Source organism: Caulobacter ginsengisoli, assembly GCF_030814835.1.
GTDB lineage: Bacteria > Pseudomonadota > Alphaproteobacteria > Caulobacterales > Caulobacteraceae > Caulobacter > Caulobacter ginsengisoli.
In genome coordinates, this window is sequence record NZ_JAUSVS010000005.1 from 109,886 (window position 1) to 135,180 (window position 25,295).

A 25,295-nucleotide genomic window follows, 5' to 3' on the forward strand; every position below is an offset into this window, starting at 1 on the left:
TCAAGCTCTCAAAGCAAGCGAGGGGCGGCCATGAAGACGCGCATCACCGAACTGTTCGGCATCAAGCACCCGATCATCCAGGGCGGGATGCATTTCGTGGGCTTCGCCGAACTGGCGGCGGCTGTGTCGAACGCCGGCGGGCTGGGCCTGATCACCGGCCTCACCCAGCGCACCCCCGAAGATCTCTCCAGGGAGATCGCCCGCTGCCGCGAGATGACCGACAAGCCGTTCGGGGTGAACCTGACCTTCCTGCCCTCGGTCAACCCGCCCGACTATCCGGGCTATGTGAAGTCGATCATCGACGGCGGGGTCAAGATCGTCGAGACGGCCGGCAACAACCCGGTCAAGTGGCTGCCCGCCCTCAAGGAGGCCGGGATCAAGGTCATCCACAAATGCACCTCGGTCCGCCACAGCCTCAAGGCCGAATCGATCGGCTGCGACGCGGTCAGCGTCGACGGCTTCGAGTGCGGCGGCCATCCGGGCGAGGACGATGTCGGCAACTGGGTCCTGCTGCCCCGGGCGGCGGAAGAGCTGAAGATCCCCTTCGTGGCCTCGGGCGGCGTCGGCGTCGCTTCGCAGCTGGTCGCCGCGCTCGCCATGGGCGCCGACGGCATCAACATGGGCACCCGCTTCATCGCGACGAAAGAGGCGCCGGTCCACGAGAACGTCAAACAGGCCATCGTCGCGGCCTCGGAACTGGACACCCGCCTGGTCATGCGCCCGCTGCGCAACACCGAGCGGGTGCTGGTCAATGCCGGGGTAGAGCGGCTGCTGGAGAAGGAAAAGGCCCTGGGCGCGGCGATCAAGTTCGAGGACATCATCCCCGAAGTCGCCGGCGTCTACCCCAAGATCATGCTGGAAGGGGTGATGGACGCCGGGGCCTGGTCCTGCGGCATGGTCGCCGGGCTGATCCACGACATTCCGACCTGCCAGGAGTTGATCGACCGGATCATGAGCGAGGCGCAGACCATCATCCGCAAGCGCCTGGAAGGCATGCTGGCTGCCTGATCGATGACAGAAGAACTGCCGCGCAAGCGCCCGCTCCTGAGCCTGAAGAACCCGCCCAAGCCGAAGGTGAAGCCCACGCTTCGCTGGAAGTGCAAGCCATGCGGCGGCATCGTCGTGCTGACCGGCAAGGAGACCGAGCCCGAGGTCATCCGCTGCCCGGCCTGCAACGCCCGCCTGGGCAAGGCCGGCCAGTTCCTCAGCGATCCGCCCGATGTGGACCATATCCGGGCCCGCAAGTTCACCGAATAAGATGACCCTGTGCATGCCGCCCCCGGACCAGGCGGTGATCGCCCGTCGCGCAGCCATCGCGGCGGCGTTGCGGGCCATCGTTCCGGACGGCGTCATCGACGAGCCGACGGTGCTCAAGGCCTATGAGTCGGACGGCCTGACCGCCTATCGCCAGCCGCCGATGCTGGCGGTGCTCCCCGAGACAACGGCCCAGGTCGCGGCCATCCTGCGCTACTGCCAGGCCGAGGGGGTCAAGGTCGTGCCGCGCGGCTCGGGCACCTCGCTGTCGGGCGGGGCGTTGCCGCTGGCCGATGCGGTGCTGCTGGGGATGGCGAAGTTCAACCGCGTGCTGGAGGTCGACTATGACGACCGCTTCGCCGTGGTGCAGCCCGGGGTCACCAACCTGGCCGTGACCCAGGCGGTCGAGGCGGCCGGCTTCTACTACGCCCCCGACCCCTCCAGCCAGATCGCCTGCTCGATCGGCGGCAATGTCGCCGAGAACAGCGGCGGGGTGCACTGCCTGAAATACGGCCTGACCACCAACAATGTGCTGGGGGTCGAGCTGGTGATGATGGACGGCGAAATCGTCCGGCTAGGCTCCCGCCATCTCGATCCGGCCGGCCTGGATCTGCTGGGCCTGGTCGTCGGCTCCGAAGGCCTGCTCGGCGTCGTGACCGAAGTCACCGTCCGTATCCTGCCCAAGCCGCAGACGGCCAAGGCGCTGCTGCTGGGCTTCAGCACGGTCGAGGGCGCCGGGGCCTGCGTGGCCGGCGTGATCGCGGCCGGCATCATTCCGGCCGGCATGGAGATGATGGACCGCCCGGCCATCCATGCCGCCGAGGCCTTCGTGCGGGTCGGCTACCCGCTGGACGTCGACGCCCTGCTGATCGTCGAACTCGATGGCCCGGCCGCCGAATGCGACCACCTCGCCGCCGAGGTCGAGGCCATCGCCACGGCCAACGGCGCCGTCTCCTGCCGCGTCTCGACCAGCGAGGCCGAGCGGCTGGCCTTCTGGGCCGGGCGCAAGGCGGCCTTCCCGGCGGTCAGCCGTATCGCCCCGGACTATTACTGCATGGACGGCACCATCCCCCGGCGGCGGCTGCCCGACGTGCTGACCCGTATCAGCGAACTGGCCGTGCAGCATGAGCTGGGGGTCGCCAATGTCTTCCACGCGGGCGACGGCAACCTGCACCCCCTGATCCTCTACGACGCCAACCAGCCGGGCCAGCTCGAGCGGGCCGAGGCGTTCGGCGAGGACATTCTGCGGCTCTGCGTCGAGGTCGGCGGGGTGCTGACCGGCGAGCACGGGGTGGGGGTCGAAAAGCGCGACCTGATGCCCCTGATGTTCAACGAGACCGACCTCGCCCACCAGCAGCGGGTCAAATGCGCCTTCGACCCGGACCTGTTGCTCAATCCCGGCAAGGTCTTCCCGACCCTGCACCGCTGCGCGGAACTGGGCCGCATGCATGTCCACGGCGGCGCGACCCGCTTTCCCGACATTCCCCGGTTCTGAAGGTGCATACGCCCAACAGCGTCCAAGACCTCTGCGACCTGTTCCGCGCGGGCGGGACGTTCGAAATCCGCGGCGGCGGCAGCAAGGCCGAGATCGGCGCGCCGCGCGAGGCGCAACTGGTCAGCACGGCGGGGTTGGCGGGGGTCATCGACTACGACCCGGCCGAACTGGTGCTGACCGTGGGGGCGGGGACGCCGCTGGCCGAGATCCAGGCCCTGGTCGCCTCCGAGAACCAGATGCTGGCCTTCGATCCCTTCGACCACGGCCCACTGTTCGGCCGCCCGGCCGGCGCGGCGACCATCGGCGGAGTCATCGCGGCCGGCGTCTCTGGATCGCAACGGCTGGCCCTGGGCGCCGCCCGCGACCACCTGCTGGGGTTCGAGGCCGTCTCCGGCCGCGGCGAGCGGTTCATCGGCGGCGCCAGGGTGGTCAAGAACGTCACCGGCTACGACCTGCCCAAGGTCATGGCCGGCAGCTGGGGGCGGCTGGGCGTCATGACCCAGCTGACCCTCAAGATCCTGCCCGCCCCCCGGGTTCGCGCCACCATGCTGGTCGAGGGCCTCGACGTCGCGGCCGCCGTCGCCGCCATGACCGCCGCCCTGCGCGCGCCGCTGGAAGTCGCCGCCGCCGCCCATCTGCCGGGGATCGGGACAGGCCTGCGCCTGCAGGGCTTCGGCCCCTCGGTCGACGCCCGCGCCGCCCAGCTCCCCGGCCACCGGCTCAGCGAGACTGAGGGCGACGCTTTCTGGCAAGCCGCCCTGCCGCCCGCCGATGATCGCCCACTGTGGCGCGTGCATTGTCAGCCCAGCGCCGCCCTCGCCATCGTCGCGGCCCTGCCGGACCTCGAGACCCGGCTCGACTGGGGTGGCGGGCTGATCTGGCTGGCCGGGGAGGGCGATGTCCGCGCCGTGGCGGCGATGTATGGCGGCCAGGCCATGCTGGTCCGGGCGCCGGAAGCCATGCGGGCGGCCATACCCTGCGAGCACCCGCAGCCAGCCGGCGTCGCCGCCCTGTCGGTCCGGGTCCGCCGCGCCTTCGATCCGGCGGGGATTTTCGAGACTGGGCGGTTCTAGCGATGCGCACGAACTTCACCCCCGCCCAGCTGGCCGACCCGGCCACCGCCGTCGCCGAGGCCGCCATCCGCAAGTGCGTCCATTGCGGCTTCTGCCTAGCCACCTGCCCGACCTATGTGCTGCTCGGCGATGAGCTCGATAGCCCGCGCGGCCGCATCTACCTGATGCAGGACATGCTGGAGAACGAACGGGTCCCGACCCCAGAGGTGGTCAAGCACATCGACCGCTGCCTCTCCTGTCTTTCCTGTACGACGACCTGTCCGTCCGGCGTGGACTACCAGCACCTAGTCGACCACGCCCGCGCCTATGTCGAGCAGCGCTACAGGCGCCCGTGGATCGACCGGCTGATCCGGCGCGCGCTGGCGGCGGTCCTGCCCCATCCCGGCCGGCTGCGTCTGGCCCTGGCCTTGGCGCGGCTGGTCAAGCCTCTGGCCCCCCTGACCAAGGCGGTCCCGCCCGTCGCCGCCATGCTGGAGATGGCCCCGGATCGCGCCAGGCCGGCGCCCTCCAGCGCCAACGCCACCGTCCCCGGCGCCAAGGGCCGGGTCGCCCTGCTGCAGGGCTGCGCCGAGCCGGTGCTGGGTCCGCAGATCCGCGAGGCGACGGTGCGGCTGCTCAACCGCGCCGGCTATGACGTCATCTTCGCGACCGGCGAGGTCTGCTGCGGGGGCCTCGCCCACCACATGGGCCGCGACAGCCTGGACGCCGCCCGCGCCAACGTCGCCGCCTGGACCCGCGAGATCGAAGGCCAGGGCCTGGCCGCCATCCTCACCGCCACCTCGGGCTGCGGGGTCACCCTGAAGGACTACGGCTTCATGCTGCGCGGCGAGCCTGAGTGGGCCGCCAAGGCCGCCCGGGTCTCGGGCCTCGCCCAGGACATCAGCGAGTTCCTGGCCGGCATCGACCTGCCGCCCGCCCAGCCCAAGGGCCTGACTGTCGCCTGGCATGCCGCCTGTTCGCTGCAGCACGGCCAGAAGATCACGACCCTGCCGATCCGCCTGCTGGAGGCCGCCGGCTTCACCGTCCGCACCCCGGCGAACGCCCACCTCTGCTGCGGCTCGGCCGGGACCTACAACATCCTGCAGCCGGCCATCGCCGGCCAGCTGGGCGAGCGCAAGGCCGCCAGCCTCGACTCCCTCGCCGCCGACGTCATCGCCACCGGCAACTTCGGCTGCTCGTTGCAGATCGGCCGGCGGGCGGGGACGCCGGTCGTGCATCTGGTCGAACTTCTGGATTGGGCGAGCGGCGGGCCGAGGCCGGCGAATCTCTAAATCCTCCCCCGGAGGGGGAGGGGGACCATGCGGAGCATGGTGGAGGGGGTTTGAGCCTGCATCCAGGTGTCAGGAGAGAACGCGGCGGATCGGCTGAGCTCAGCGCCCACGCGTGGATGTAGGGGTTGACCCCCTCCACCACCCTTCGGGCGGTCCCCCTCCCCCTCCGGGGGAGGATTGGCGGAGCGGCGGCCGTTCGCGCCAAATTCTTCCCAGGATGAGCGGGTGTTGCGAGACATTCGGGATTTTTTGCCCCATCCCGGCTTTCCGCTAAGGCCGCGAGCCGATACATGGACCGCCGCACGAACCCACTGAGAACGCCACGCATGACTTCGATGATCGACAAGGCTGGCCTGAAGGTCGCCGATACGCTCGTCAACTTTATCGAGGACCGCGCCCTGCCGGGGACCGGCATCGCGCCTGACGCTTTTTGGTCCGGCGTGGCCGACATCTTCGCCCGCTTCACCCCCGAGAACCGCGCCCTGCTGGCCAAACGCGACGACCTCCAGGCCAGGATCGACGCCTGGCATCAGGCCAACAGCTTCGACCTCGCCGCCTACCAGGCCTTCCTGCGCCAGATCGGCTACCTGGAAGCCGAGCCCGCCCCCTTCAAGATCGGCTCCACCAAGGTCGACCCGGAAGTCGCCACGCTGGCCGGCCCGCAGCTGGTCGTGCCCTCGCTCAACGCCCGCTTCGTGCTCAACGCCGCCAACGCCCGCTGGGGCAGCCTGTATGACGCCCTCTACGGGACCGACGCCATTCCGGGCGAGGCCGCGGGCAAGGGCTATGACCCCGTGCGGGGTTCTCAAGTCATCGCCTGGGCCAAGGCCTTCCTCGACCGCGCCGTCCCGCTCTCCGGCCAGACCTGGGACCAGGTCACCGACGCTCGGGCCGCCACCCTGGGCCACCCGGCCTTCGTCGGCACGGCCGGCGACAATATCCTGCTGCGCCACAACGGCCTGCATATCGAGCTGGTCATCGACCGCGGCCATTCCATCGGCAAAGACGATCCGGCCGGCCTCGCCGATGTGGTGCTGGAATCGGCCCTGACCACCATCGTCGACCTGGAGGACTCCGTCGCCGCCGTCGATGCGGACGACAAGGTCGAGGCCTATTCGAACTGGCTGGGCCTGATGCGCGGCGAGTTGACCGCCTCGGTGGACAAGGGCGGCAAGAGCTTCGTCCGTGACCTGAACGGCGACCGCACTTACGTCGGCGCCGACGGCCGGCCCTTGACCCTGCGCGGCCGCAGCCTGCTGTTCGTGCGCAATGTCGGCCACCTGATGACCAACCCGGCGGTGCGCCTGTCGGACGGCTCGGAGGCGCCGGAGGGCATCCTAGACGCCATCGTCACCAGCCTCTGCTCGCTGCACGATCTCAAGGGTCTGGGCCGGTTCCGCAATAGCCCGGCCGGCTCGATCTACATCGTCAAACCCAAGATGCACGGCCCCGCCGAGGCCGACCTGACCAACCGCCTGTGCGCCGCCGTCGAGGCGCTGCTGGGCCTGGCGCCCAACACCATCAAGATCGGACTGATGGACGAGGAGCGCCGCACCTCGGCCAACCTGGCGGCCTGCATCGCCGCCCTGAAGGACCGCATCGTCTTCATCAACACCGGCTTCCTGGACCGCACGGGCGACGAGATTCACACCTCGATGCGGGCCGGGGCGATGATCCCCAAGGCCCAGATGAAGACCCAGCCCTGGATCGCCGCCTATGAGGACCGCAACGTCCAGATCGCCCTGGCCGCCGGCTTCTCAGGCAAGGCGCAGATCGGCAAGGGCATGTGGGCCGCCCCCGACCGCATGGCCGACATGCTGGACCAGAAGATCGGCCACCCGAAGACCGGGGCCAGCACCGCCTGGGTGCCCTCGCCGACGGCGGCCACCCTGCACGCCACCCACTATCATTCGGTCGATGTCCATGCCCGCCAGGCCGAGCGGATGGCCGAGCCGGTGACGGGCCTGGACCCCTTGCTGACACTGCCCCTGGCCGGCGCCCATAACTGGACCCCCAAGGAGGTCGCCGACGAGCTGGACAACAACGCCCAGGGCATTCTGGGCTATGTGGTGCGCTGGATCGACCAGGGCGTCGGCTGCTCCAAGGTGCCCGACATCCACGACATCGGCCTGATGGAAGACCGCGCGACCCTGCGCATCTCCAGCCAGCACATCGCCAACTGGCTGCTGCACGGGGTCTGCACCCCGGCCGAGGTCGAGGCCGCCATGACCCGCATGGCCGCCAAGGTCGACGCCCAGAACGCCGGCGATCCGCTCTACACGCCGATGAGCGGGCGGGAGGCCGACAGCCTGGCCTTCCAGGCGGCGCGGGCGCTGGTGTTCGAGGGCGTGGCCCAGCCGAACGGCTATACCGAGCCGCTGCTGCACCGCTTCCGGGCGGAGGCCAAGGCGCGCTAACTAGGCGCATGTCGGAGATCCACAAGTTCACCCTGGCCTATGACGCCGCCGAGGACCGCCTGGCCTTCGACGCCGAGGACAGCGGCGGCGAGACCACCCGCCTGTGGCTGACCGAGCGCCTCTGCCGCAACCTGGCGCCGGCCCTGATCAAGCTGCTGACCGAGAAGGGCGCGGCCAAGGCGACGGGGGCGGTCGCGGAATCGACGGTGCAGTCCTGGGCCCAGGTCGCGGCCATGCAGGGGTTCGGGGGAACGCCGGCGGTGAAGCTGAAGGCGCAGGCCCCCAGCGGCCTGGTCAGCGCCGTCCACGTCACCCCCACGAACGGCCGCTTCCTGGTGAAGTTCGACTTCGCCGGCCAGTCCCGCAGCATCAATTTCGACGAACCCGCCCTGCGCCAGACCCTGGCCCTGATGCAGCGCCTCTATCGCCAGGCCGGCTGGCCCGCCGAGATCTGGCCCGACTGGATCGCCGACCCCGCCGTTGATGCGGCCTCTGGCACGGTCAACTAAGAACCCTTCCTCCTCGATGGAGGAAGGGCAGGGTTGGTGGTGCGCGCTCGGTGTTTGGGCGACTGGCTCAGGGTGGCGACCACGCCTCCCCGAGTGCTTCCGGAAACGCACTGCCACCACCACCATCCCCGCCCTTCCTCCATCGAGGAGGAAGGGAGAAGAAAGCAAAAGGCCCCCGCCCGTGAGGGCGGAGGCCTTCGGCAATCATGGCGCTGGCTAGTAGCCGCGACGATCGTAGTTGTAGGTGTCGTAATAGGTCCCGTAGCCGTACTGCTGCTGGTAGTAGGCCCGGTTGTAGCGGCGGTCGTAGCGGTGCCACTGGCCGCGGGCGTCATAGAAGCCGTCGCGGTAGTAGTAGGCCTGACCATAGGTCCGGTAGCCCTGACGGTTGTCGTAATAGCCCTGGCGCAGGCACTCGTCGGAGTTCTTGGCCGAGCTGCGGCCGATCTGCGAGCCGACCACGCCGCCGGCCACCGCGCCGACCGCCGAGCCCTCGGTGCGGGCGCCGCGCCCGCTGACCTGCGAGCCCAGGACCGCCCCGGCCAGGGCGCCGATGATGGCCCCGTTGGTCGAGCCCTTCTTCTTCTTCACCTGGCAATCGCTGCGGTAGCCGGGGTCGCCATAGGGCTGGGCGTAGGACGCCAGCGGGGCGGCCATCGCGCCGGCCGCGACGGTGGCCGCCAGGACCGCGGTAAAGGTGCGTTTCATGACCGAAGTCTCCGTATCTGCGGGGGCCGGTCGGGCCCTCGTTCCGTAGCCCCATGCGATAACAACGCGTCAGGGTCCGGTTTTGAGCCATCACGGCCGGTTTCAGGTCATGTCGCGGACAAGCAAAAGGCCCCCGCCGGGGAGAGCGGGGGCCTTCGGGCTTGCGGTGCTTAGGGCTTACCAGCCGCGGCCGCCGCCGTAGTTGTAGGTGTCGTAGTAGGCGCCCTGGCCGTACTGCCGTTGATAGTAGTTGCGGCCGTAGCGGCGGTCGTAGCGGTGCCACTGGCCGCGCTGGTCGTAGAAGCCGTCGCGGTAGTAGTAGACCTGACCGTAGCTGCGGTAGCCCTGGCGGTTGTCGTAATAGCCCTGGCGCAGGCACTCGTCGGAGTTCTTGGCCGAGCTGCGGCCGATCTGCGAGCCGATGACCGCACCGGCGACGGCGCCGACGGCCGAGCCTTCCGAGCGGGCCCCGCGGCCGCTGACCTGCGAGCCGACGACGGCGCCCAGCAGGCCGCCGATCACCGCGCCGCCGGTCGAGCCCTGGCGCTTCTGGACCTGGCAGGGGTTGCGGTAGCCGTTGTCGTAGCCGTTGCCCTGATAGCCATTGTCGTAGCCATTGCCTTGGTAGCCGTAGCCACCGCCGCCATAGGGCTGGGCCGAGGCGATCATCGGGGCGGCGAAGGCGCTGGCCGCGACGGTGGCGGCCAGGATCGCGGTTGCAGTGCGCTTCATGACTTTGGTCTCCCGTGGGGCGGACCACCGGGCCCGCTTTCGATGACCCCATAAGACACCCCCCGCCCTGAACCGGTTTTGAACCGCGACGGTCAGGTGTTGTTCATCTGGATTTTCCTGGCCAAAGCCCCATCTGCACCTCACACAGTCACAGACAAAACCTGGGAGAGACGGGAATGGGCGATCACACCACGGGCCTGCAGCTGCGGTCCTTGCTGAAGTCGAGCGGCGAACTGGAACTGTCCCTGGTGGAGGTTCCCACCCCCACCCCGGGACCGGACGAGATCCTGGTCCGGGTCGAGGGCACGCCCATCAACCCCTCGGACCTTGGCCTGCTGCTCGGCGCCGCCGACATGTCGACCGCCAAGGCCGCCGATGGCAAGGTGACCGCCCAGGTCCCCGCCCCGTTCATGAAGATGATGGCCGCCCGGCTCGACGAATCCATGCCGGTCGGCAACGAGGGCGCCGGCACGGTGATCGCCGCCGGCGACAGCCCCGCCGCCCAGGCCCTGATCGGCCGCAAGGTCGCCATCCTGGGCGGCGCCATGTATTCGCAATACCGCGTCGTGAAGGCCGCCGACGCCCTGCCGCTGCCGGCGGACGCCAGCGCCGCCGACGGGGCCAGCTGCTTCGTCAACCCGCTGACCGCGCTCAGCATGGTCGAGGTCATGCGGCTGGAGGGCCACAAGGCCCTGGTCCACACCGCCGCGGCCAGCAACCTGGGCCAGATGCTCAACAAGATCTGCCTCAAGGACGGCGTGCCGCTGGTCAACATCGTGCGCAGCGCCGAGCAGGCGAAGATCCTCAAGGACATCGGCGCCAAATACGTCGTCGACTCGACCTCGCCCAACTTCATCGCCGAACTGACCGACGCCCTGGCCGAGACCGGCGCGACGCTCGCCTTCGACGCCATCGGCGGCGGCAAGCTGGCCGGCCAGATCCTGGCCGCCATGGAGGCAGCCATCAACCGCACGGCCACCGTCTACAGCCGCTATGGCAGCGCCGTGCACAAGCAGGTCTACATCTATGGCGGCCTCAACACCGGCCCCACCGAGTTCAACCGCGCCTTCGGCATGATGTGGGGCATCGGCGGCTGGCTGCTGACGCCCTTCCTGATGAAGCTGGGCCCGGAAGGCATCCAGCGCCTGCGCCAGCGGGTGGTCGACGAGCTGAAGACCACCTTCGCCAGCCACTACACCGCCGAAATCTCCCTGGCCGAGGCCCTGCAGCTGGACGTCATCGCCCGCTACAACGCCAAGACCACCGGCGAGAAATACCTGATCAACCCGGCGAAGGGGCTGTAACCCAGCCCCCAACAGCCGCTCATCCCCGCGAACGCGGGGACCCAGGCTTTTTTGTTGCGGCCCGGGGCAGTGTCTCGGGCCGCGAGATTTTCACCACGAACAACACGAACAACACGAACAGGCGGAGCAACCCCGCGCTCTGACCCGAAGGGTCGTTCGAGAGATCGCGGCCTTCGGCCAGCTGGCCATAATCGGCTCGGCCCCGCTCGTGTTGTTCGTGTTGTTCGTGGCGAATTCTTACTTTCGGCCACCCCGACCCTCGTCCACATCGCACACCATCATCGGCAGTTCGCGGTTGAGGATGCCGCCGTGCGACTTGGCCAGGGCTTCCAGCTGGTCGATCGCGTCGCTGACCCGGCCGGCGAAGACGCCGCATGGGTTGCTGACGACGCCGCCCCGCCGCCCGCCGATGGCGGCGTCGAAGCTGGCCGGGGCGCCGTCGGTGCAGATCATCGGCTCCACACCCGGGAAGTCGGGAAAGCCCGCCGCCTGCACGGCGTCCTCGAACGACCCGACGTCCGCCGCGCTCAGCTGGACGGGCGCCGGCACAGAGCCGTCGAGCACGGCGCTGCCGTCCGGCGCCACCAGCAGCTGCAGCCAGCCGGACGAGCGGCCGGCGACCCGCACCGGCAGCCAGAAATAGCTGTAGGCCCGCGAGCCGTCTTCGGTATGGGCCGCAGCCGCCTCATAGCGCGCCAGGGCCGCCTTCTCGGCCGCCTGGCGGACAGGGTCGGGCGGGATCTGCCGGCAATTGATCAGGGGAATGCCGCCCCTGAGCGTCGGCGCGCAGCCGCTCAGCAGCGCCAGGAAACCGGCGGCGGCCAGGCGGGCCGGGATATTCGACATGGGCGGCTCTCCCCTAAGCCCGCGAGCATGCCATCATGCGCGGGAGGATTCACCCCCGCAGAGACCGCCCATGGACGAGTTCGACCGTGCCAACTCCGACCGCACCACGGTCAAGACCTCGTTCGTCGCCCTCAGCGTGGCGCACGGCGGCAAGGCCTGGGCCACGGCCGGCGAACTGCGCGAGCCGCTGGAGGGTGCGACCGGAGGCGCGGTGGTCATCGTCCACGGCTCCAGCGGCGTCGACAGCCGGGGCGCGACCTATGCCGGCGCCCTGAACGCCGCGGGCCTCGCCACCCTGGAGATCGACCTCTGGGCCGCCCGCGGCGTCACCAGCCCGGCCGGGCGACCCAGAGCCGTCACCGACACCCTCCCCGACGCCTTCGCCGCCCTGGCCTTCCTGGCCGCCCGGCCGGGGATCGACCCGCAGCGGATCGGCATCGTGGGCTTTTCCTGGGGCGGGGTGGTCTCGATGCTGACCGCCACCGTGGCCGCCAACGAGACCTACGGACCCCCCGGGCTGCGCTTTGCCGCCCACGCCCCACTCTACCCGGTCTGCTGGGTCTACAACCGCGTCCCCGGCTTCGAGTTCACCGACCTGACCGGCGCCCCGGTCCTGATCCAGGCCGGCGGGATGGACCTCTACGACGACCCCGACAGCGCCGAACACCTGGTTGCGGCCCTCCCCGAAGCGGCCCGGGCGGTGGTCCGCCAGATAACCTACCCCACCGCCGGCCACGCCTGGGACCGCCGCGAGCCGGACATCGTCATCGACGACCCGACGGCCCACAAGGGCGCGGGCGGGGAGGTGCCGTTTCGGTATGATGCGGGGGTGACGCGGGAGTCGGTGGGGGCGGTGGTGAGCTTCTTGGCGAGCAGAGATATGGGCCACGGCTAGCTCCCAGCTGGAGATCGCTATGAGAATTTCCCAGCAAATTCATGCTCTGAAGTAGAACATCCACCGAACATCCCCGTCCTATTTCCGCCTGTGGCAACTCGGGTCGGGAAGGGGGGTGGGGTTTCGGTCATGCTCCAAATGCCTCTTCGGCGGAGTGATTCGGGCCACGGATGACGGTCCGTGGCCCACTCACTGCTCTTTCTTCCCGGAGCTAGAGGCTGGCAGGCCCGAATGGGCGCCTTTGAGGACTACCGCCGAGTCCTCATTGAGGCCCGAATGCAGTCCGTCTTCCGAAGAGCGTGCTCACCCTAGCGCTCAGTGTGGCGTTCTGTCAGCCGTGTTCGGCGGCTCTTGGTGGGTCGTCCACAAAATACAGCGCGCTGGACGCTGCGTGCCGGCCTCACACCACCTCCAACTCATCCCTCTCCCCCAACCCCGGAAACCCCGCCGTCGGCAGCGTCTGGTACCAGAACGCCACCGACGCCAGGTCGTCCTGCAGCGGCAGGTAGCGCCGGTCCTTGTCCGTCCGCCAGCCCAGCGCCTGGATGGTCACCCGCAGGTCGGTCTCGAACCGCACCGGGTCCATGATGTGCCAGCGGTACATCCCGAACCGCTGCTGGGAGCGATAGACGCCGTCGGGCCGCAGCACCTGGGGCAGGCCGCTGTAGGGGGTGTTGAACTCGACGTAGCGGTTCGGCTCGCCGAACCGGCGGCCCTCCAGGACGCCGGGGTCGAAGTCGAAGGCGCCGCCGAAATAGTCTTCCGTGCCGGTGCCGCAGATGGTCGGGAACTCGCCGTCGCCGTCGAGGTGGAACTTGATCTCGCCCTCGCCCCACCAGCCGCTGTTGTTGACCCCCCAGGCCATGTAGGTCCCGACATAGTGGCCCTGGCCCTTCACCCCATCCAGGATCGTGTAGACCGCCTTGTAGGGCAGCGGGTTGGTGCGTCGGAACTGGGCGTGGAAATAGGCGCAGTCCTCGGGGACCTCGGTCAGCGTGTAGTTGATCTGGAAATAGACGATGGCCGCCTCGTCGCCGCGGTTTTCCAGGGTCAGCAGGGCGCGGCTGCGGAAGGGCATCTCCCAATAGCAGTTGAAGCCCCGGGTCGGGTTGGCGCAGACGGCCAGTGAGACGACCGGGGCAAACTTCTCCCAGCCGTTGGCGAAGAAGTCGCCGACCGGGGTCTCGACGCTGGGCTGGTCCTGGCCGTCCCAGCGGGCGCGCAGGATGAGGGTGCGCAAGGGCGGGCCCATCATGGTCATCCAGATCGACTGGATGGCGCCCTGGCCGGCGATATCGGCCAGGGTCGCCGTGTCGCCGGGCTTGAGGACGATATAGGGCGAGACCTTCCAGCCCTGGCCCAGGCCCCCTTCACCGAGCCCCCGGGCGGCGTTGGCGGCCGGCCCGTCGGTGGACATGCCGCCCTTGCCCTTCTCGCCGGTGGGGTTCTCGGGGCTGATCGAGCGGGACCTGGCGTTGGAGAGCCGCGGCAGGACGCCCAGGCTCATGCCCAGGCCGTTGAAGGGCGTCATGGTCTCGCTCCCCTGTGTTTTGGGGAGGTTAGGGGTGGGGACGGCGTGTGTCATCCCGGCGGATTGCGAGGCGGACAGGCCGCTAAGGATTCAACCACGAACAACACGAACAACACGAACGGAGCCAGGCCTTTGGCAGGCTGCTGACGGCTTGGCCGTGCTTATCGACGCCGAAGGCGTCCTTCCGAACATCACCGTCAGAGCTGGCTAGGCTCCGTTCGTGTTGTTCGTGTTGTTCGTGGTCAATTCTTTCTTCGATCAGCGCAGCAACCGCCGGGGCGCCGCCAGTTTCCAGCTGGTCCGCAGCCGCGCCTCGACATGCGGCCAGTCGGGGTCGGCCAGGCTCATGGCGATCCAGCCCGCCCCGCCGATATAGGCCGGCCAGGAGAAGAGGTCGGGGTCGGCCTCCAGCAGCATTTCCTGCTCGTCGCGGCCGGTGGTCTTCAGGCAGACGACCGTGCGGCCATCGCCATGATGGTTGTGGCGGAAATAGGCGAACATCTTGCCGGCGACGCGAAAGGCCGGGATGCCGTGCGAGACGATCTCGTCCGTTTCGGGCAGCGCCAGGGCCAGGGCGCGCAGGCGGGTCAGTACCGTGTCAGGGTCGGGGCTGAGCATCCCCCGAGGATAGCCGATGACGCAGCACCGTCCACAGCACCAGGGCGGTGGCCAGGGTGACGCCCAGCGAGCAGATCGCCTCGATACCCAGCACGGCAGGCTTGAGACCGGCCAGGTCGGGCGAGACCTGAGCCTGGGCGGCGAGGGTGATGCCGATCTGCAGCAACCAGAACGACGCCCAGGTCAGGTGGGCCAGCCAGCCGGCCATTCTCCCGAGCGGCAGCTTGGGCCAGAACAGGGCCAGGACCAGCACGAAGGTCCCGGTCTGCACCGCGTTCAGATGGGCCGAGAGCATGCCATGGTGCGGGGCGTAGGCCGGGACGATGAAGCCCAGGATCAGGCCGAAGAAGAACAGGGTCAGCCCGCCAAGGGCGAGGGGGCGGTTGAAGGCCATGCGGCGTCTCCGAGAATTACCGACTGACGGTCAGTAATTGTCTTCGGCGGGCCTGTCACGGAGAAAATCGCCCACGGCCGCCAGGGCCACGCGGGCGCAGGCGGCGGTGAAGGCGAAGTTGGCGGCCTGGAAGCGGTCGAGGGCCTCGTGCAGCGCCGGCAGCACGACGAGGCCCTGCAGGCCTTCACCGTCGCGGGCGATCAGGCCGCGGGCCTGCGCGTCGGCCAGGATGGCCAGGACATGGGGGCGGGAGACGCCGAAGCGGCGGGCCAGCCCGGACACGCTGTGACCCTCCGCCCCGGCCAGGGCCAGCTCGGCCAGCACGGCCAGGCCGCTGTTGCGGTCCAGGGCCGCCGTCAGTTCCGGCACGACGTCGGAAAACCGGAAGCCGGCCAGGTAGCGGCGGGTGACCTCGGCCACGAAGGCGGCCAGTACCGCGCGCTGCGCCAGCCGGCCGGGCAGGGGCGCCAGGTCCGGCTCGAGGGCCGCGACGGCGGCGATCTGGTCGGCCCACATGGTCCGCATCGCCTCGACCAGCCGGGGCGTGGCGACCATGCGCTGCAGCCGGCGGTCGGCGGGGGTGGGGGCCGGGGCCAGGTAGCCGGCCCAGCGGGTCAGGGCGATCATCGCCGAAGCCCGGGTCGCGCTGCCCAGCCCCGTGCTGACGAAGATGGCCTTCAGCCGCCCGACCGTGAGGCCCGAGGTCGGGTCGGCGGGGTCGGCCGACAGGTCCAGGTGCAGGGCGGCGGCCAGCATGATCAGCCGGCCGCGATCGCTGAGCAGCCGCAGCAGCAGGCGGTTGGCGTCGAACAGGGCGACCAGGCTGGCCAGGGCCGCGTCGCGGGCGGCGGGAAATCCGGGCCGGGCCCGCCAGGCGTCCAGCTCCTCAGGGTCCATGGCGGCGATCCGCGCTGTTTTCTACAGGGGCGCCGGGGCGCCGGGGACGGTCCGGCGCTTTTTCTACAGTTCCGCGGCGGGCTCCCGCCAAGGCCAATGCCCCACTCATTCTGGGGAGGATAGCATGGCCGATTTTCCTGGCACGCCCGACAACGACGTCCTGACCGGCGGGGCGGATGACGACACCCTGACCGGGGCCGAGGGCGACGACGTCCTGGACGGCGGGGCCGGGGCCGACGTCATGGAGGGCGGCGATGGCGGCGACCTCTATATCGTCGACGATCCCGGCGACGTGGTCATCGAGTTCGGCTTCGGCGGGACCGACCTGATCCTGACCAGCCTGAACAGTTACGACCTGGGCGTGCTGTTCGACATCGAGGCCCTGACCTTCACGGGGACCGGCGACTTTGTCGGCACGGGCAACTTCATCGACAACGTCATCACCGGCGGGGCGGGAAACGACGTCCTGGACGGGGCCGACGCCAACGACACGCTGAACGGCGACGACGGGGCCGACCGGCTGATCGGCGGCTCTGGCGACGACATCGTCAACGGCGGCAATGGCGACGACTATCTGGTCAGCGGATCGGGGATGGACGTCTATGACGGCGGGGACGGCGTCGACACCATCAGCTTCGAGTTCGGGCAGTTCGCGGCAAATGTCGATCTGGCCGGCCACAGCATCCTCAACGACGCCGAAGGCAACCTTTACGAGACCGTCCTCAATGTCGAGAACGTGGTCGGCTCGGAAATGGCCGACATCCTCCGCGGCGACGCCGGCGCCAACCGCTTGGTGGGCCTGGGCGGCCAGGACATGCTGCGCGGGGCGGGCGGCGACGACGTCCTGATCGGCGGTGACGGCGGCGATGTCCTGGACGGCGGGGCCAATGGCGACTGGCTGGACGGCGGGGTCGGGGCCGATTTCATGTCGGGCGGCAGCGGCGACGACACCTTCATCGTCGATGACGCCGGCGACAGGACGAACGAAAGCAGCGGCAACGGCGTCGACCTGGTCATCGCCTCGGTCAGCTGGACCCTGGGCGGCAACCTGGAGAACCTGATCCTCGACGGCGCCGGCGACATCGACGGAACCGGCAACGGCGGGGCCAATGTGATCACCGGCAACGGCGGCGCCAACCAGATTGACGGCGGCGACGGCGACGACCTGATCAAGGCCGGGGCCGGGACCGACCTGGTCCTGGGCGGCGTCGGCGCCGACCAGTTGCTGGGCCAGGACGGCGACGACAGCCTGGACGGCGGCGGCGACAACGACCGGCTGGATGGCGGCGAGGGCGACGACTATCTGGTCGGCGGGTCCGGCGCCGACCTCCTGGACGGCGGGGCCGGCGTCGATTCGATGGACGGCGGCGTCGGCGCCGACCAGCTGAACGGCGGCGACGGCAACGACTTCCTCAACGGCGGCGACGGCAATGACGTGCTGACCGGCGGGCTGGGCGTCGACGCCATGGCCGGCGCTCTGGGCGACGATGTCTACTATGTCGACGACGCGGGCGACGTCACGCTCGAGTTTTCCGGCCAGGGAACCGACATGGTTCGCGCCACGGTCAGCTGGACCCTGGCCGCCGACACGGAGAACCTGGTGCTCGAGGGCGGGGTCGACATCGACGGGACCGGTAACGGCGCGGCGAACGCCCTTACCGGCAACGGCGGCGCCAACAGGCTCAATGGCGGGGCCGGTGACGATCTTCTCAAGGGAATGAACGGCGACGACACCCTGATCGGTGGGACCGGGGCGGACATCCTGGTCGGCGGCGCTGGCGCGGATACCTTCGTGGTCACGGCCGCCTCGATCCATGCCAGCGGGCCGATCGAGACCGACACCGTCAACGACCTGATCGCCGCCCAGGGCGACCGGCTGGACCTTTCGGCCATCGACGCGGACGTCTCGACCGCCGGCGACGACGCCTTCCATCTGGTGGGAAACTTCACCCACCACGCCGGCGAGATGACGCTCAGTTTCGCCGGCGGGGTCACCGTCCTGGGACTGGACGTCGATGGCGATGGCAGGGCTGACTACCGCATGACCATCGCCGGCAATGTCACCGGAGACAGTGGGGGTTGGCTGCTCTAGCCATACTCCTGCCCCTGCGGGTGAGGAGTAGCTAGCCGGCGATCACCTGTTCGGCGAACCGCTCCATCTCCTCATACTGCGGGCTCATCTGCAGCAACAGCAGATCGACCCCGGCCTCCTCATAGGCGGCGATCCGGTCCCGGATTTGCGCGGGCGTGCCGACCAGGTTCGGGCGCAGGCCGCGGTTGGAGACCGAGTATTCTTGGCGCTTCATCTCCCGCTCGAGCTGGGTGCCGGAGAGCCATTGGTCGAAGTTGGAGAAGCCCGGGGCGTTGGGGTCGAGGGTCGTGATCCGCTCGACCTCGGCCTGGGCCTCTGCCTCGGTGTCGCGGACGATGGCGTAGGCGGCCATGCCGAAGGTCATCGGCGGGCCGCCGGCGGCTTCGCGGCGCTGGCGCATATCGGCGATCTTTTCGGTGACGGCCTCCACCGGGTCGCCGTGCATCACATAGGCGTCGCACTGCCTGGCGATCATGGTCTTGGCGGCGTCGGACTCGCCGCCGGCATAGATAACCGGCTTGCGGACCGGCTTGGGCTCGCAGATGGCGTTGTCGAGCTGGTAGCGCTCGCCCTGGAAGCTGAACGGGGTCTGGCGCCACAGGCCGTCGACCACGTCCAGCCATTCGCGGGTGCGGCCGTAGCGGTCGTCATGCTGGTCGAACTGCAGGCCATAGCTGGTCGCCTCCTCGGCCCACCAGCTGGAGACGACGTTCAGCGCCAGCCGGCCATTGGAGATGCGGTCGATATTGGCGGCCTGCTTGGCCAGCAGGGCCGGGTGGTGGAAGTTGGGGCGGACGGCGACCATCAGCTCCAGGGTTTCGGTGACGGCGGCCAGGGCGGCGGCGGTGGACCAGGCGTCCAGGGCCGGCTGGTCGGTCCCCTTGATGTCGTTGAGGTTCAGCTCGGCGACCAGGGTCAGGTCATAGCCGATCTGCTCGGCCCGCTGGCAGAGGCGTTTGGTGTAGTCCCAGCTCGCCTCCATCTGCTCGTCGGCGATGTTGCGCAGCCAGCCGCCGAAGACCGGGGTCCAGAAACCGTACCTCACGCCGCGATCCTCCGTTGACTGACGATCTCGCCCTTGAGGAATTCGACCAGGTTGTCGTGGGGGTCGTAGCCCAGCACCTCCAGCGGTTTGGCCACGAAGTTGGAGAGGGCGTTGAGGTCGTAGAAGCGCGGGACTCCGTCGCGCTCGTCGACCATGTATTCGATGCCCCCGACATCCAGCCCGCTCATCGCCGCCACCCGCTCGACGGCGGCGGTGATTTCCGGGGGCGGGGTGAAGGCGCTGATGGTGATGGAGGGCTTGTCGACCATGCAGACATCGGCCGGGCAGAGATCGAAGGTCGAGCCGGCCCCGTCCAGGGCCAGGGCGTAGAGCAGCCGGCCGGCCAGCACCTCGCAGCGGATCACCCGGGCGTCGCGGGCCGGGACATAGTCCTGCACCAGCAGCACCCCGTCGACGCCCATCGGGACGCTGTCGTCGGCGATGGCGGCGGCCAGTTCCTCGGCGCTGTCGTAACGCACGACGCCGGAGCCGGAGCCGCCCACATTGACCTTGACGATGACCGGGTAGCCGATCTCGCCGGCGAGCCGCAGGGCGTCCTCGCGGCGATGGGCGGCCCGGGTGGTGGGGATGGCCAGGCCCGCGGCGTGGAAGAGGCTGAGCTGGCGGGCCTTGTTGGTGTCGTAGGCCAGCACGCCGGGGCCGTTGATCACCCGCGCGCCCAGGGACTGCCAGTGGCCGAGCGCGGCCATGGAGTAGAAGAGGGCGTGCTCCTCCTGGCGCAGGAAGGAGGACATGGCCAGGCGGTTGAGGATCACAGGGGCGGGCGGCGTGGGGTCGGCCGGGTCGAAGACGTGATCCTGGATGGGGATGGCGACATAGTCGACGCCGTGGCGGTCCAGCGCCGCGAACAGGGGCGCGAACCACTGGGGATGCTCGTAGAAGACGGCGAGATCGGCCATGCGGCGGGTTCCTGGGAGGAGGCGATGTCGCTTCTAACCAATCCTCCCCCGGAGGGGGAGGGGGACCATGCGGAGCATGGTGGAGGGGGTCAGACGCTGCATCCAGGCGTCAGGATAGCGCGCAGCCGACAAGCCGCATCCTTACGGGCAGACGTGATTGTAGCGGCAACCCCCTCCACCACGCCTTCGGCGCGGTCCCCCTCCCCCTCCGGGTGAGGATTCCTAAGTGTCGCTTATCCCCAGAATGATCTTCCACTGGTCGTCGGTGATTGGGGTCACCGAGAGGCGGAAGAGCCGGAACATGACCATGTCGGCGAGTTTCGGCTCAGCCTTCATCTGGGCCAGCGTGACCGGCTGTTTCAGCGGCTTCACCGGCGCCACCTCGACCGCCACGAAGCGGCCGGCGGGGTCGGACGGGTCAAGAAAGGCTTCCTTCGACACCTTGGCGATCCCCACCACCGCCAGGTCCTTCTGGGAATGGTAGAAGAAGCACTCGTCCCCGACCTTCATGGCCTTGAGATAGAGGGCCGCCTGGTTGTTGCGCACCCCGTCCCAGACCGTGCCGCCGTCGCGCTGCAGGTCGGCGAAGCTGTAGACGGTCGGCTCGGACTTGATCAGCCAGTGCTGCGGCGCGGTCATCGAAGAATCTCCGGAAGAGACCCGACGATAGCCGCGCCGAGCCCTGTCGTCACTTCGCCGCGGGCTGGGGCCGGCCGATGCTGCCCCAGGTCGGGACGCGGGCCGAGCCGCCGGGCGCGTCGCCCAGCAGCGCCTTGTTGGCGCTGGCCGGCGGGTCGAACAGCTGGCAGGGCGGCAGGGCCTTGGGATCCAGGCCCGAGACCTTGGCCCAGGTGGTGGCTGGGTCCGGCTTGATCATGGCGAAGTCGGTATAGTTCTGGCTGACGATCGGGGCGTTGGGCAGCGGGGCCTGGGGCAGTTTCGGCACGCCCGAGAAGTAGAAGGACGAGGGGTGGCGGTAGGACCCCACGGTCTTGTCGACCCGGTCCTGCTTGGGCTCGGTGTTGAAGGCGTAGCCGAACAGGATGCCGCCCTTGTCGGTCTGGTCGGGGGCCGCGCCGGTCTGCATGATCTTGCCGTCCTGGCCGACCCAGAAGCTGTAGCCCTGGACGGTGAAGTTCAGCTGCTGGGAATCCCCGACCGCGTAGGGCAGGTGCTTGATGAAATCCAGCTCCGGCGGATGGTTGTTGGGCGAGAACAGGCAGACCGGCGGCATCCAGCTGGGCCGGTCGTCATAGGTGACGAAGAAGGCGATCTTGCCCAGCGAGATGAACGAGCAGCTGTAGTTGTTGGGGATGGGGAAGATGGGCAGGCAGAACTTGTCGTAATGCTCCTCCATCGCCCCCTTTTCGGCCACCCCTCCGACCGTGCCGGTCCAGGTGGAGTCGTAATAGCTGGTCCCCCAGGAGGTCTGGTAGTCGACGCCCTCCTTCAGGGTCGCCGGCGGCTTGCCGGCATAGGGGGGCAGGTTGGTCTGCCAGTTGTTGAACACCCGGTACATGGCCCAGGTCGCGGTCCAGTAGGGCGGATATTTGGGGTTGGTCGGCTGGCCGGCCGTGCGGTCGTAGACGCAGGTCGGGTATTGGCAGTCGTCGGCATGGGCGTCGCTGTGCACGCCGTAGGTGGCGTAGACGTCCGGCGGGGTCGGCGCCGGGGGTGGTTTGGGCTTGCAGGCCGCGACCGCGAGGGCCGCCAGGGCGACCAGGACCAGGCTGAACTGAAGCTTGCGGGTCATGACTGACTCCTTCTAGCGGCGCATGGCGCGGCTGAGCTCGAGATTGCTGGGTTTGTGCGGGGCGGCGGCTTTCAGGGTCTTCTTGCCGCCGTCGAGGAAGGCATAGAGAAGCGTGCGCGAGCCCTTGCTGAGGTCGCGGGTCACCGGCATGTAGCGGAAGGCTTCGAAGTAGCCGGGGTCGGTCAGCTTCCTGATCAGCGGGCCATAGGATTTGACCTGGGCCTCGCTGCCCAGGTCCAGCCAGTTGTCCATGCAGGGGGCCATGGCCTGCCAGTTGGACAGCACGAACTCATGCACATTGGCCCAGGTCGGGGCCATGGCGGCGATATTGTCGTCGGCCGGCAGGGTGCGGACATAGAGATAGGTCGTGGTCTGAGGATCGATGCCGCCGGGCGGCGGCGTCGGGTCCGGGCCGGTGAGCAGCACATAGCCCTCGACCTGGCCCTGCACGCCGGTGAGCGGGAACGCAGCCAGGCCGCTGGGGTCGGTGGTCACAGAACCCATCACCGGGGTGGAAGGATTGACCGGGACCATGGTCACCTCGATCCCGCCGCCGGCCGGCAGGCCGCGGTCGTAGACCTGGACCTGGACCTGGGTGTTGTCGCCCTCGTCGATGTAGAGGTTGGGGGTCAGGGGGTAGGCCCGGATCGCCGCTTCAGCCAGGTAGACGGTCCCGTCGGCGCCGCGCAGCTGGATGTCGTTGTCGGCGGCGGCCTGGGCGGCGTCGGCGTCGAGCGGCAGCACGACGATCCCGGAGGATTTGTCGTAGGCGTCCTTGTCGTAGTCGGCGTAGGCGAAGGTCCCCAGCTGGGCCAGGACGGTGGTCCCGTCGGCGGCGACGGCCACGGCGGTGAGGGGGCCCAGGTCCTGCTTGGTCAGGTCGACGCCGGTCTCGCTGATGCTGTTGGCCAGGTCCAGGGTCAGGCTGGTGGGGGTCAGACGCGCCGAGGCGGTCCCGATGCTGGGGCCCTTGGGATTCTCGGCGTTGAGCAGGGTCCGGTCGCCCGGTTCGTTGGCCGGCTCGCCCTGGCGCCAGAGGCCCAGCACCCCGACCACGTCGCTTCGGGCGGGGTTGGGCTGGAAGCCGCCGAGCTTCAGCTTGTCGGCCAGTTCCTGGGCCAGCTTCGGGTTCTGGGTGACGTCGGCGCTGTCGAAATAGAGGGTGCGATAGCTGTTCCAGCGCAGGGTCAGGCCGATGACGGTCGGGTCTTCCGCCATGGCCTGGGCCAGGGCCTGTAGGGCCGGGGAATCGTGTGGATAGAGCTTGAGCCCATCGGCCGTGGCGAACGAGGTCTGCCAGACGACCGAGGCGACGCCGGCCTTGTAGCGGTAGGTCAGGTTCCGTCCGAAATTGATCTGCCGGCTGGTCACCCGCTGCGAGCGCGGCGCCTTGACCTGACAGCCCCCGGCGATGCCGAAGCTCATGGCGTCGAAGAACAGCTGCGAGGTGAAGACCCCGTACGGCTCGGCGTCGACCAGCATGCCCAGCAGGCTGACCGGCGCCCCGATCAGCGGATCGTCCGTGCTGACCCCATTGCCGACATCCACCCCGCTGACGCAGGTGCTGAAGAAGGCCGAGCGGTGGGTGCCGTCGGGGTTCCAGTTGACCGAGGAGGCGACATTGGCGATGGCCGCCGCCCGATAGGCCTTCACCGTCTCGGCGACGTTGAACACCGTCGTGGCGTTGGCCTCGTCATAGGCCGGGGCCAGGTTGTTGGTGACGATGGGGTCCCAGCTCATCGTCCCCTTGAAGAGGACGCGCGGCGTTTCGAGGACGCTCATTTCCAGGCTCCGGGTTTATAGACGAAGCTGGGCCCCGCGACCTTCTTCGGATCGGCCAGCGGGGTGGTGAAGGCGACATGGGCGGCCATGCGCAGGTCGAACATCGCCCGCACCGCCAGGCCCAGATGCCCCTCGTGACCGGTCACCGCCAGCTGCAGTTCACGGACCATCCGGCTGAAGGCGGCGTCGCAGGCCTTCTGGGCGGCCCGGGCGGCGGGCGGGTCGTGGCTGAAGTCGTGGCTGGCCGGGTCGATGATGGCCGGATAGACCGCCTTCCAGTCCACCCCCAGGGTCCCCGTCCAGGCATAGCCCTTGGGATTGGGGTCCTTGGTCAGCACCTGGTTCCGGAACACCTCCTCGAACCGGTAGAAGTGGGCGACCTCCTGCTGGAAATCGAGCGGGCTGTTGCTGGCCCCCTCGCCCTCGGAAATGATCTGCTCGATGGCCTTGTGGGCGTCTGGATAGCCGTTCACGTCGAACAGCTGGCCCATGAAATACTGGTTGTCGTCGATCTGGTTGCGGCCGGCATGCCAGTCCGAGGCGGGCAGGGTGGCGAGGTAGGCGTCCAGGCGGGTGTAGAACTCGCCGATGGTCACGGTCTCGCTCTTGCCGGCCTTGAGCATCGGCTTGTCGGGGAAGTCGATCGGGCCGTCCATCGGCTCCTCGATGGCCATGCCCTGGGCCATGGCTTCCTTGGAGAAGGGATAGAGGCGGATCTTCAGCGGCTTGCCGCCCGGCGGGCCGATGTCGCCGGGCAGCGGCCCCGGATACTTGGGCGGCTTGAGCGCCGGCTCGCCGCCGATGGCGTTGAGGATGTTACAGGCCAGGCACATGTGGATCATCTCCTGCATGGCCACCGACTTGATGCGCTCAGCGGCCTGCAGGTTCTGGCCCGGCGGAATGGAATAGAGGGCGTAGAGGTAGGGCGGCAGGGTGCCGAACTCCACGCCAATGGCGGTCTGCAGCTGCTTGCGCGCCTCGGCGAGGCTGGCGATCGGCTTGCTTTGCAGACGGATCATGGCGGTCCCCGGCACTCTCACGAATGCCGGGGACGATACACGCGTTACGGGAATATGGAAGCGGTTGCCGCCCCTAATTGGGTGCCGTGGACGGACCCCTGTCGACCAGCCAGGCGACCGCCGTCGCCAGCCCGTAGACAAGGATGACCAGGGCCCCGGTCGCCAGCGGATCCGGATTGAAGGGCGTGGACGAGGCGACCATCTGCAGGGCGGTCAGGAAGGCCAGGAAGCCGATCACCGGCCAGGCCTTGGACCCGGCGTCCTTGCGGGCGGCGATCAGAGCCCCGCCGGCGATGCCGACCAGGCCCAGCTCCAGCGCCATTTCGGGGAGGGGGTAGTTCCAGAAGCCGAACCCCAGCTTGGCCTGGCCCGCCCAGACCTCCAGGTCGGGCCGGTGGACCAGCAGGTCGAGCAGCCAGTGGGAAAACACCGCCAGCCCGACGAAGACGGCGGCGCGCCAGGGCAGCTTGAGGGCGACCCGTGTGAGAAGCAGCGCCCCTGCCGACCAGGCCAGGGCTCCGGCCAGGCTGTGGGTGTAGGGCATGAAATAGAGGTCCAGCGGGCTGCCGGGCAGGGCCGGGTCGATCCGCACCTTCTCGACCCCGGCGGCGACCAGCCCGCCCCAGCCGATGTCGAGCAGCTGCACGGCGGCGACATAGGTCCAAAGTTTCGCGCGGGGTTCGGCGGTCTTGGCGGCGAGGGCGGCGGCGTAATGTCCGACAAACATGGCTATGGCTCCG

Annotated in this window: 24 protein-coding genes and 3 pseudogenes; 13 read left to right on the top strand and 14 right to left on the bottom strand. The window is 69.0% G+C overall.

What is annotated here, in order from left to right; all coding sequences use genetic code 11:
- Positions 1-30: 30 nt before the first annotated feature.
- From QO010_RS13740 to QO010_RS13770, 7 genes are all read left to right on the top strand, one after another.
- The gene (locus tag QO010_RS13740) at positions 31-1,008 is read left to right on the top strand and encodes an NAD(P)H-dependent flavin oxidoreductase (protein ID WP_307350006.1); all 978 of its coding nucleotides are present in this window, start codon (positions 31-33) and stop codon (positions 1,006-1,008) included.
- A 3-nt stretch (positions 1,009-1,011) separates the two neighbouring features.
- The gene (locus tag QO010_RS13745) at positions 1,012-1,257 is read left to right on the top strand and encodes a hypothetical protein (protein WP_307350008.1); all 246 of its coding nucleotides are present in this window, start codon (positions 1,012-1,014) and stop codon (positions 1,255-1,257) included.
- A gap of 13 nt (positions 1,258-1,270) precedes the next feature.
- The gene (locus QO010_RS13750; RefSeq protein ID WP_307350010.1) at positions 1,271-2,749 is read left to right on the top strand and encodes an FAD-linked oxidase C-terminal domain-containing protein; all 1,479 of its coding nucleotides are present in this window, start codon (positions 1,271-1,273) and stop codon (positions 2,747-2,749) included.
- 2 nt (positions 2,750-2,751) lie between these two features.
- Positions 2,752-3,822 (top strand): FAD-binding protein, encoded by a 1,071-nt coding sequence (locus QO010_RS13755; RefSeq protein WP_307350012.1) that lies wholly within the window; start codon positions 2,752-2,754, stop codon positions 3,820-3,822.
- A 2-nt stretch (positions 3,823-3,824) separates the two neighbouring features.
- The gene (gene glcF, locus QO010_RS13760) at positions 3,825-5,093 is read left to right on the top strand and encodes a glycolate oxidase subunit GlcF (protein ID WP_307350014.1); all 1,269 of its coding nucleotides are present in this window, start codon (positions 3,825-3,827) and stop codon (positions 5,091-5,093) included.
- A 326-nt stretch (positions 5,094-5,419) separates the two neighbouring features.
- Complete coding sequence (locus QO010_RS13765; RefSeq protein WP_307350016.1) at positions 5,420-7,510, top strand: malate synthase G; 2,091 nt, start codon at positions 5,420-5,422, stop codon at positions 7,508-7,510.
- An 8-nt stretch (positions 7,511-7,518) separates the two neighbouring features.
- A complete protein-coding gene (locus QO010_RS13770) occupies positions 7,519-8,019 on the top strand; it encodes a hypothetical protein (protein ID WP_307350019.1) in 501 nt (166 codons plus the stop codon).
- 216 nt (positions 8,020-8,235) lie between these two features.
- On the opposite strand, the gene QO010_RS13775 is transcribed toward QO010_RS13770, so the two are convergent.
- Positions 8,236-8,727: a glycine zipper 2TM domain-containing protein gene (locus tag QO010_RS13775; RefSeq protein ID WP_307350021.1), complete on the bottom strand. Its 492-nt coding sequence runs from the start codon at positions 8,725-8,727 to the stop codon at positions 8,236-8,238.
- Between the two features lie 177 nt (positions 8,728-8,904).
- Positions 8,905-9,459 (bottom strand): glycine zipper 2TM domain-containing protein, encoded by a 555-nt coding sequence (locus QO010_RS13780; protein WP_307350023.1) that lies wholly within the window; start codon positions 9,457-9,459, stop codon positions 8,905-8,907.
- Between the two features lie 176 nt (positions 9,460-9,635).
- On the opposite strand from QO010_RS13780, the gene QO010_RS13785 reads away from it, so the two are divergent.
- Positions 9,636-10,763 (top strand): zinc-binding dehydrogenase, encoded by a 1,128-nt coding sequence (locus QO010_RS13785; protein WP_307350025.1) that lies wholly within the window; start codon positions 9,636-9,638, stop codon positions 10,761-10,763.
- A 237-nt stretch (positions 10,764-11,000) separates the two neighbouring features.
- On the opposite strand, the gene QO010_RS13790 is transcribed toward QO010_RS13785, so the two are convergent.
- Positions 11,001-11,609 carry a hypothetical protein gene (locus QO010_RS13790; protein WP_307350027.1) on the bottom strand — a complete coding sequence of 203 codons (609 nt, stop codon included), beginning with the start codon at positions 11,607-11,609 and terminating at the stop codon, positions 11,001-11,003.
- A gap of 70 nt (positions 11,610-11,679) precedes the next feature.
- Here QO010_RS13790 and QO010_RS13795 point away from each other — a divergent pair, with 70 nt between their 5' ends.
- Complete coding sequence (locus QO010_RS13795; RefSeq protein ID WP_307350029.1) at positions 11,680-12,504, top strand: dienelactone hydrolase family protein; 825 nt, start codon at positions 11,680-11,682, stop codon at positions 12,502-12,504.
- A 400-nt stretch (positions 12,505-12,904) separates the two neighbouring features.
- Here the strand turns inward: QO010_RS13795 and QO010_RS13800 are convergent, their stop codons facing one another.
- The 4 genes from QO010_RS13800 to QO010_RS13815 form a co-directional block, all read right to left on the bottom strand.
- Complete coding sequence (locus QO010_RS13800) at positions 12,905-14,035, bottom strand: glycoside hydrolase family 172 protein (RefSeq protein WP_307350031.1); 1,131 nt, start codon at positions 14,033-14,035, stop codon at positions 12,905-12,907.
- A gap of 258 nt (positions 14,036-14,293) precedes the next feature.
- A complete protein-coding gene (locus QO010_RS13805; RefSeq protein ID WP_307350032.1) occupies positions 14,294-14,653 on the bottom strand; it encodes an MmcQ/YjbR family DNA-binding protein in 360 nt (119 codons plus the stop codon).
- Positions 14,634-15,047 (bottom strand): styrene oxide isomerase, encoded by a 414-nt coding sequence (locus QO010_RS13810; RefSeq protein WP_307350034.1) that lies wholly within the window; start codon positions 15,045-15,047, stop codon positions 14,634-14,636. Before QO010_RS13810 ends, QO010_RS13805 begins: the two co-directional genes overlap by 20 nt.
- 30 nt (positions 15,048-15,077) lie before the next feature.
- The gene (locus QO010_RS13815) at positions 15,078-15,944 is read right to left on the bottom strand and encodes a hypothetical protein (RefSeq protein WP_307350035.1); all 867 of its coding nucleotides are present in this window, start codon (positions 15,942-15,944) and stop codon (positions 15,078-15,080) included.
- Positions 15,945-16,068: 124 nt separating this feature from the next.
- On the opposite strand from QO010_RS13815, the pseudogene QO010_RS23995 reads away from it, so the two are divergent.
- The 4 genes and pseudogenes from QO010_RS23995 to QO010_RS24010 all read left to right on the top strand — a co-directional run.
- A pseudogene (locus QO010_RS23995) lies at positions 16,069-16,563 on the top strand (calcium-binding protein); the annotation flags it as partial.
- A gap of 132 nt (positions 16,564-16,695) precedes the next feature.
- Positions 16,696-16,800, top strand: a pseudogene (locus tag QO010_RS24000) (calcium-binding protein); the annotation flags it as partial.
- A 3-nt stretch (positions 16,801-16,803) separates the two neighbouring features.
- Positions 16,804-17,670 (top strand): annotated as a pseudogene (locus tag QO010_RS24005) (calcium-binding protein); the annotation flags it as partial.
- Positions 17,662-18,036, top strand: a complete 375-nt coding sequence (locus QO010_RS24010) for a M10 family metallopeptidase C-terminal domain-containing protein (RefSeq protein WP_370873761.1) — start codon at positions 17,662-17,664, stop codon at positions 18,034-18,036. The pseudogene QO010_RS24005 and the gene QO010_RS24010, both read left to right, overlap by 9 nt.
- A gap of 31 nt (positions 18,037-18,067) precedes the next feature.
- On the opposite strand, the gene QO010_RS13825 is transcribed toward QO010_RS24010, so the two are convergent.
- From QO010_RS13825 to QO010_RS13855, 7 genes are all read right to left on the bottom strand, one after another.
- On the bottom strand, positions 18,068-19,081 hold the full coding sequence (locus tag QO010_RS13825) for an LLM class flavin-dependent oxidoreductase (RefSeq protein WP_307350039.1): 1,014 nt from the start codon (positions 19,079-19,081) through the stop codon (positions 18,068-18,070).
- Positions 19,078-20,001, bottom strand: a complete 924-nt coding sequence (locus QO010_RS13830) for an ATP-grasp domain-containing protein (RefSeq protein ID WP_307350042.1) — start codon at positions 19,999-20,001, stop codon at positions 19,078-19,080. The genes QO010_RS13825 and QO010_RS13830 overlap by 4 nt, the downstream gene beginning before the upstream one ends.
- A 222-nt stretch (positions 20,002-20,223) precedes the next feature.
- On the bottom strand, positions 20,224-20,640 hold the full coding sequence (locus tag QO010_RS13835; RefSeq protein ID WP_307350043.1) for an EVE domain-containing protein: 417 nt from the start codon (positions 20,638-20,640) through the stop codon (positions 20,224-20,226).
- Positions 20,641-20,689: 49 nt separating this feature from the next.
- Positions 20,690-21,754: a hypothetical protein gene (locus tag QO010_RS13840; RefSeq protein ID WP_307350045.1), complete on the bottom strand. Its 1,065-nt coding sequence runs from the start codon at positions 21,752-21,754 to the stop codon at positions 20,690-20,692.
- Positions 21,755-21,766: 12 nt separating this feature from the next.
- Positions 21,767-23,536 carry a hypothetical protein gene (locus QO010_RS13845; protein ID WP_307350048.1) on the bottom strand — a complete coding sequence of 590 codons (1,770 nt, stop codon included), beginning with the start codon at positions 23,534-23,536 and terminating at the stop codon, positions 21,767-21,769.
- Entirely contained in the window at positions 23,533-24,555 is a 1,023-nt protein-coding gene (locus tag QO010_RS13850) for a ferritin-like domain-containing protein (RefSeq protein ID WP_307350049.1), read from the bottom strand. Before QO010_RS13850 ends, QO010_RS13845 begins: the two co-directional genes overlap by 4 nt.
- A gap of 73 nt (positions 24,556-24,628) precedes the next feature.
- Complete coding sequence (locus tag QO010_RS13855) at positions 24,629-25,282, bottom strand: hypothetical protein (protein WP_307350050.1); 654 nt, start codon at positions 25,280-25,282, stop codon at positions 24,629-24,631.
- Positions 25,283-25,295 lie beyond the last annotated feature (13 nt).

Bases quoted from the DNA above. Each gene is read 5' to 3' on its own strand.
- QO010_RS13835 (WP_307350043.1), bottom strand. From the start codon at position 20,640: ATGACCGCGCCGCAGCACTGGCTGATCAAGTCCGAGCCGACCGTCTAC.
- QO010_RS13830 (WP_307350042.1), bottom strand. From the start codon at position 20,001: ATGGCCGATCTCGCCGTCTTCTACGAGCATCCCCAGTGGTTCGCGCCC.
- QO010_RS24010 (WP_370873761.1), top strand. From the start codon at position 17,662: ATGAACGGCGACGACACCCTGATCGGTGGGACCGGGGCGGACATCCTG.
- QO010_RS13790 (WP_307350027.1), bottom strand. From the start codon at position 11,609: ATGTCGAATATCCCGGCCCGCCTGGCCGCCGCCGGTTTCCTGGCGCTG.
- glcF (WP_307350014.1), top strand. From the start codon at position 3,825: ATGCGCACGAACTTCACCCCCGCCCAGCTGGCCGACCCGGCCACCGCC.
- QO010_RS13770 (WP_307350019.1), top strand. From the start codon at position 7,519: ATGTCGGAGATCCACAAGTTCACCCTGGCCTATGACGCCGCCGAGGAC.
- QO010_RS13800 (WP_307350031.1), bottom strand. From the start codon at position 14,035: ATGACGCCCTTCAACGGCCTGGGCATGAGCCTGGGCGTCCTGCCGCGG.
- QO010_RS13795 (WP_307350029.1), top strand. From the start codon at position 11,680: ATGGACGAGTTCGACCGTGCCAACTCCGACCGCACCACGGTCAAGACC.
- QO010_RS13810 (WP_307350034.1), bottom strand. From the start codon at position 15,047: ATGGCCTTCAACCGCCCCCTCGCCCTTGGCGGGCTGACCCTGTTCTTC.
- QO010_RS13785 (WP_307350025.1), top strand. From the start codon at position 9,636: ATGGGCGATCACACCACGGGCCTGCAGCTGCGGTCCTTGCTGAAGTCG.
- QO010_RS13775 (WP_307350021.1), bottom strand. From the start codon at position 8,727: ATGAAACGCACCTTTACCGCGGTCCTGGCGGCCACCGTCGCGGCCGGC.
- QO010_RS13765 (WP_307350016.1), top strand. From the start codon at position 5,420: ATGACTTCGATGATCGACAAGGCTGGCCTGAAGGTCGCCGATACGCTC.
- QO010_RS13805 (WP_307350032.1), bottom strand. From the start codon at position 14,653: ATGCTCAGCCCCGACCCTGACACGGTACTGACCCGCCTGCGCGCCCTG.
- QO010_RS13745 (WP_307350008.1), top strand. From the start codon at position 1,012: ATGACAGAAGAACTGCCGCGCAAGCGCCCGCTCCTGAGCCTGAAGAAC.
- QO010_RS13740 (WP_307350006.1), top strand. From the start codon at position 31: ATGAAGACGCGCATCACCGAACTGTTCGGCATCAAGCACCCGATCATC.
- QO010_RS13780 (WP_307350023.1), bottom strand. From the start codon at position 9,459: ATGAAGCGCACTGCAACCGCGATCCTGGCCGCCACCGTCGCGGCCAGC.
- QO010_RS13750 (WP_307350010.1), top strand. From the start codon at position 1,271: ATGCCGCCCCCGGACCAGGCGGTGATCGCCCGTCGCGCAGCCATCGCG.
- QO010_RS13850 (WP_307350049.1), bottom strand. From the start codon at position 24,555: ATGATCCGTCTGCAAAGCAAGCCGATCGCCAGCCTCGCCGAGGCGCGC.
- QO010_RS13840 (WP_307350045.1), bottom strand. From the start codon at position 21,754: ATGACCCGCAAGCTTCAGTTCAGCCTGGTCCTGGTCGCCCTGGCGGCC.
- QO010_RS13855 (WP_307350050.1), bottom strand. From the start codon at position 25,282: ATGTTTGTCGGACATTACGCCGCCGCCCTCGCCGCCAAGACCGCCGAA.
- QO010_RS13815 (WP_307350035.1), bottom strand. From the start codon at position 15,944: ATGGACCCTGAGGAGCTGGACGCCTGGCGGGCCCGGCCCGGATTTCCC.
- QO010_RS13845 (WP_307350048.1), bottom strand. From the start codon at position 23,536: ATGAGCGTCCTCGAAACGCCGCGCGTCCTCTTCAAGGGGACGATGAGC.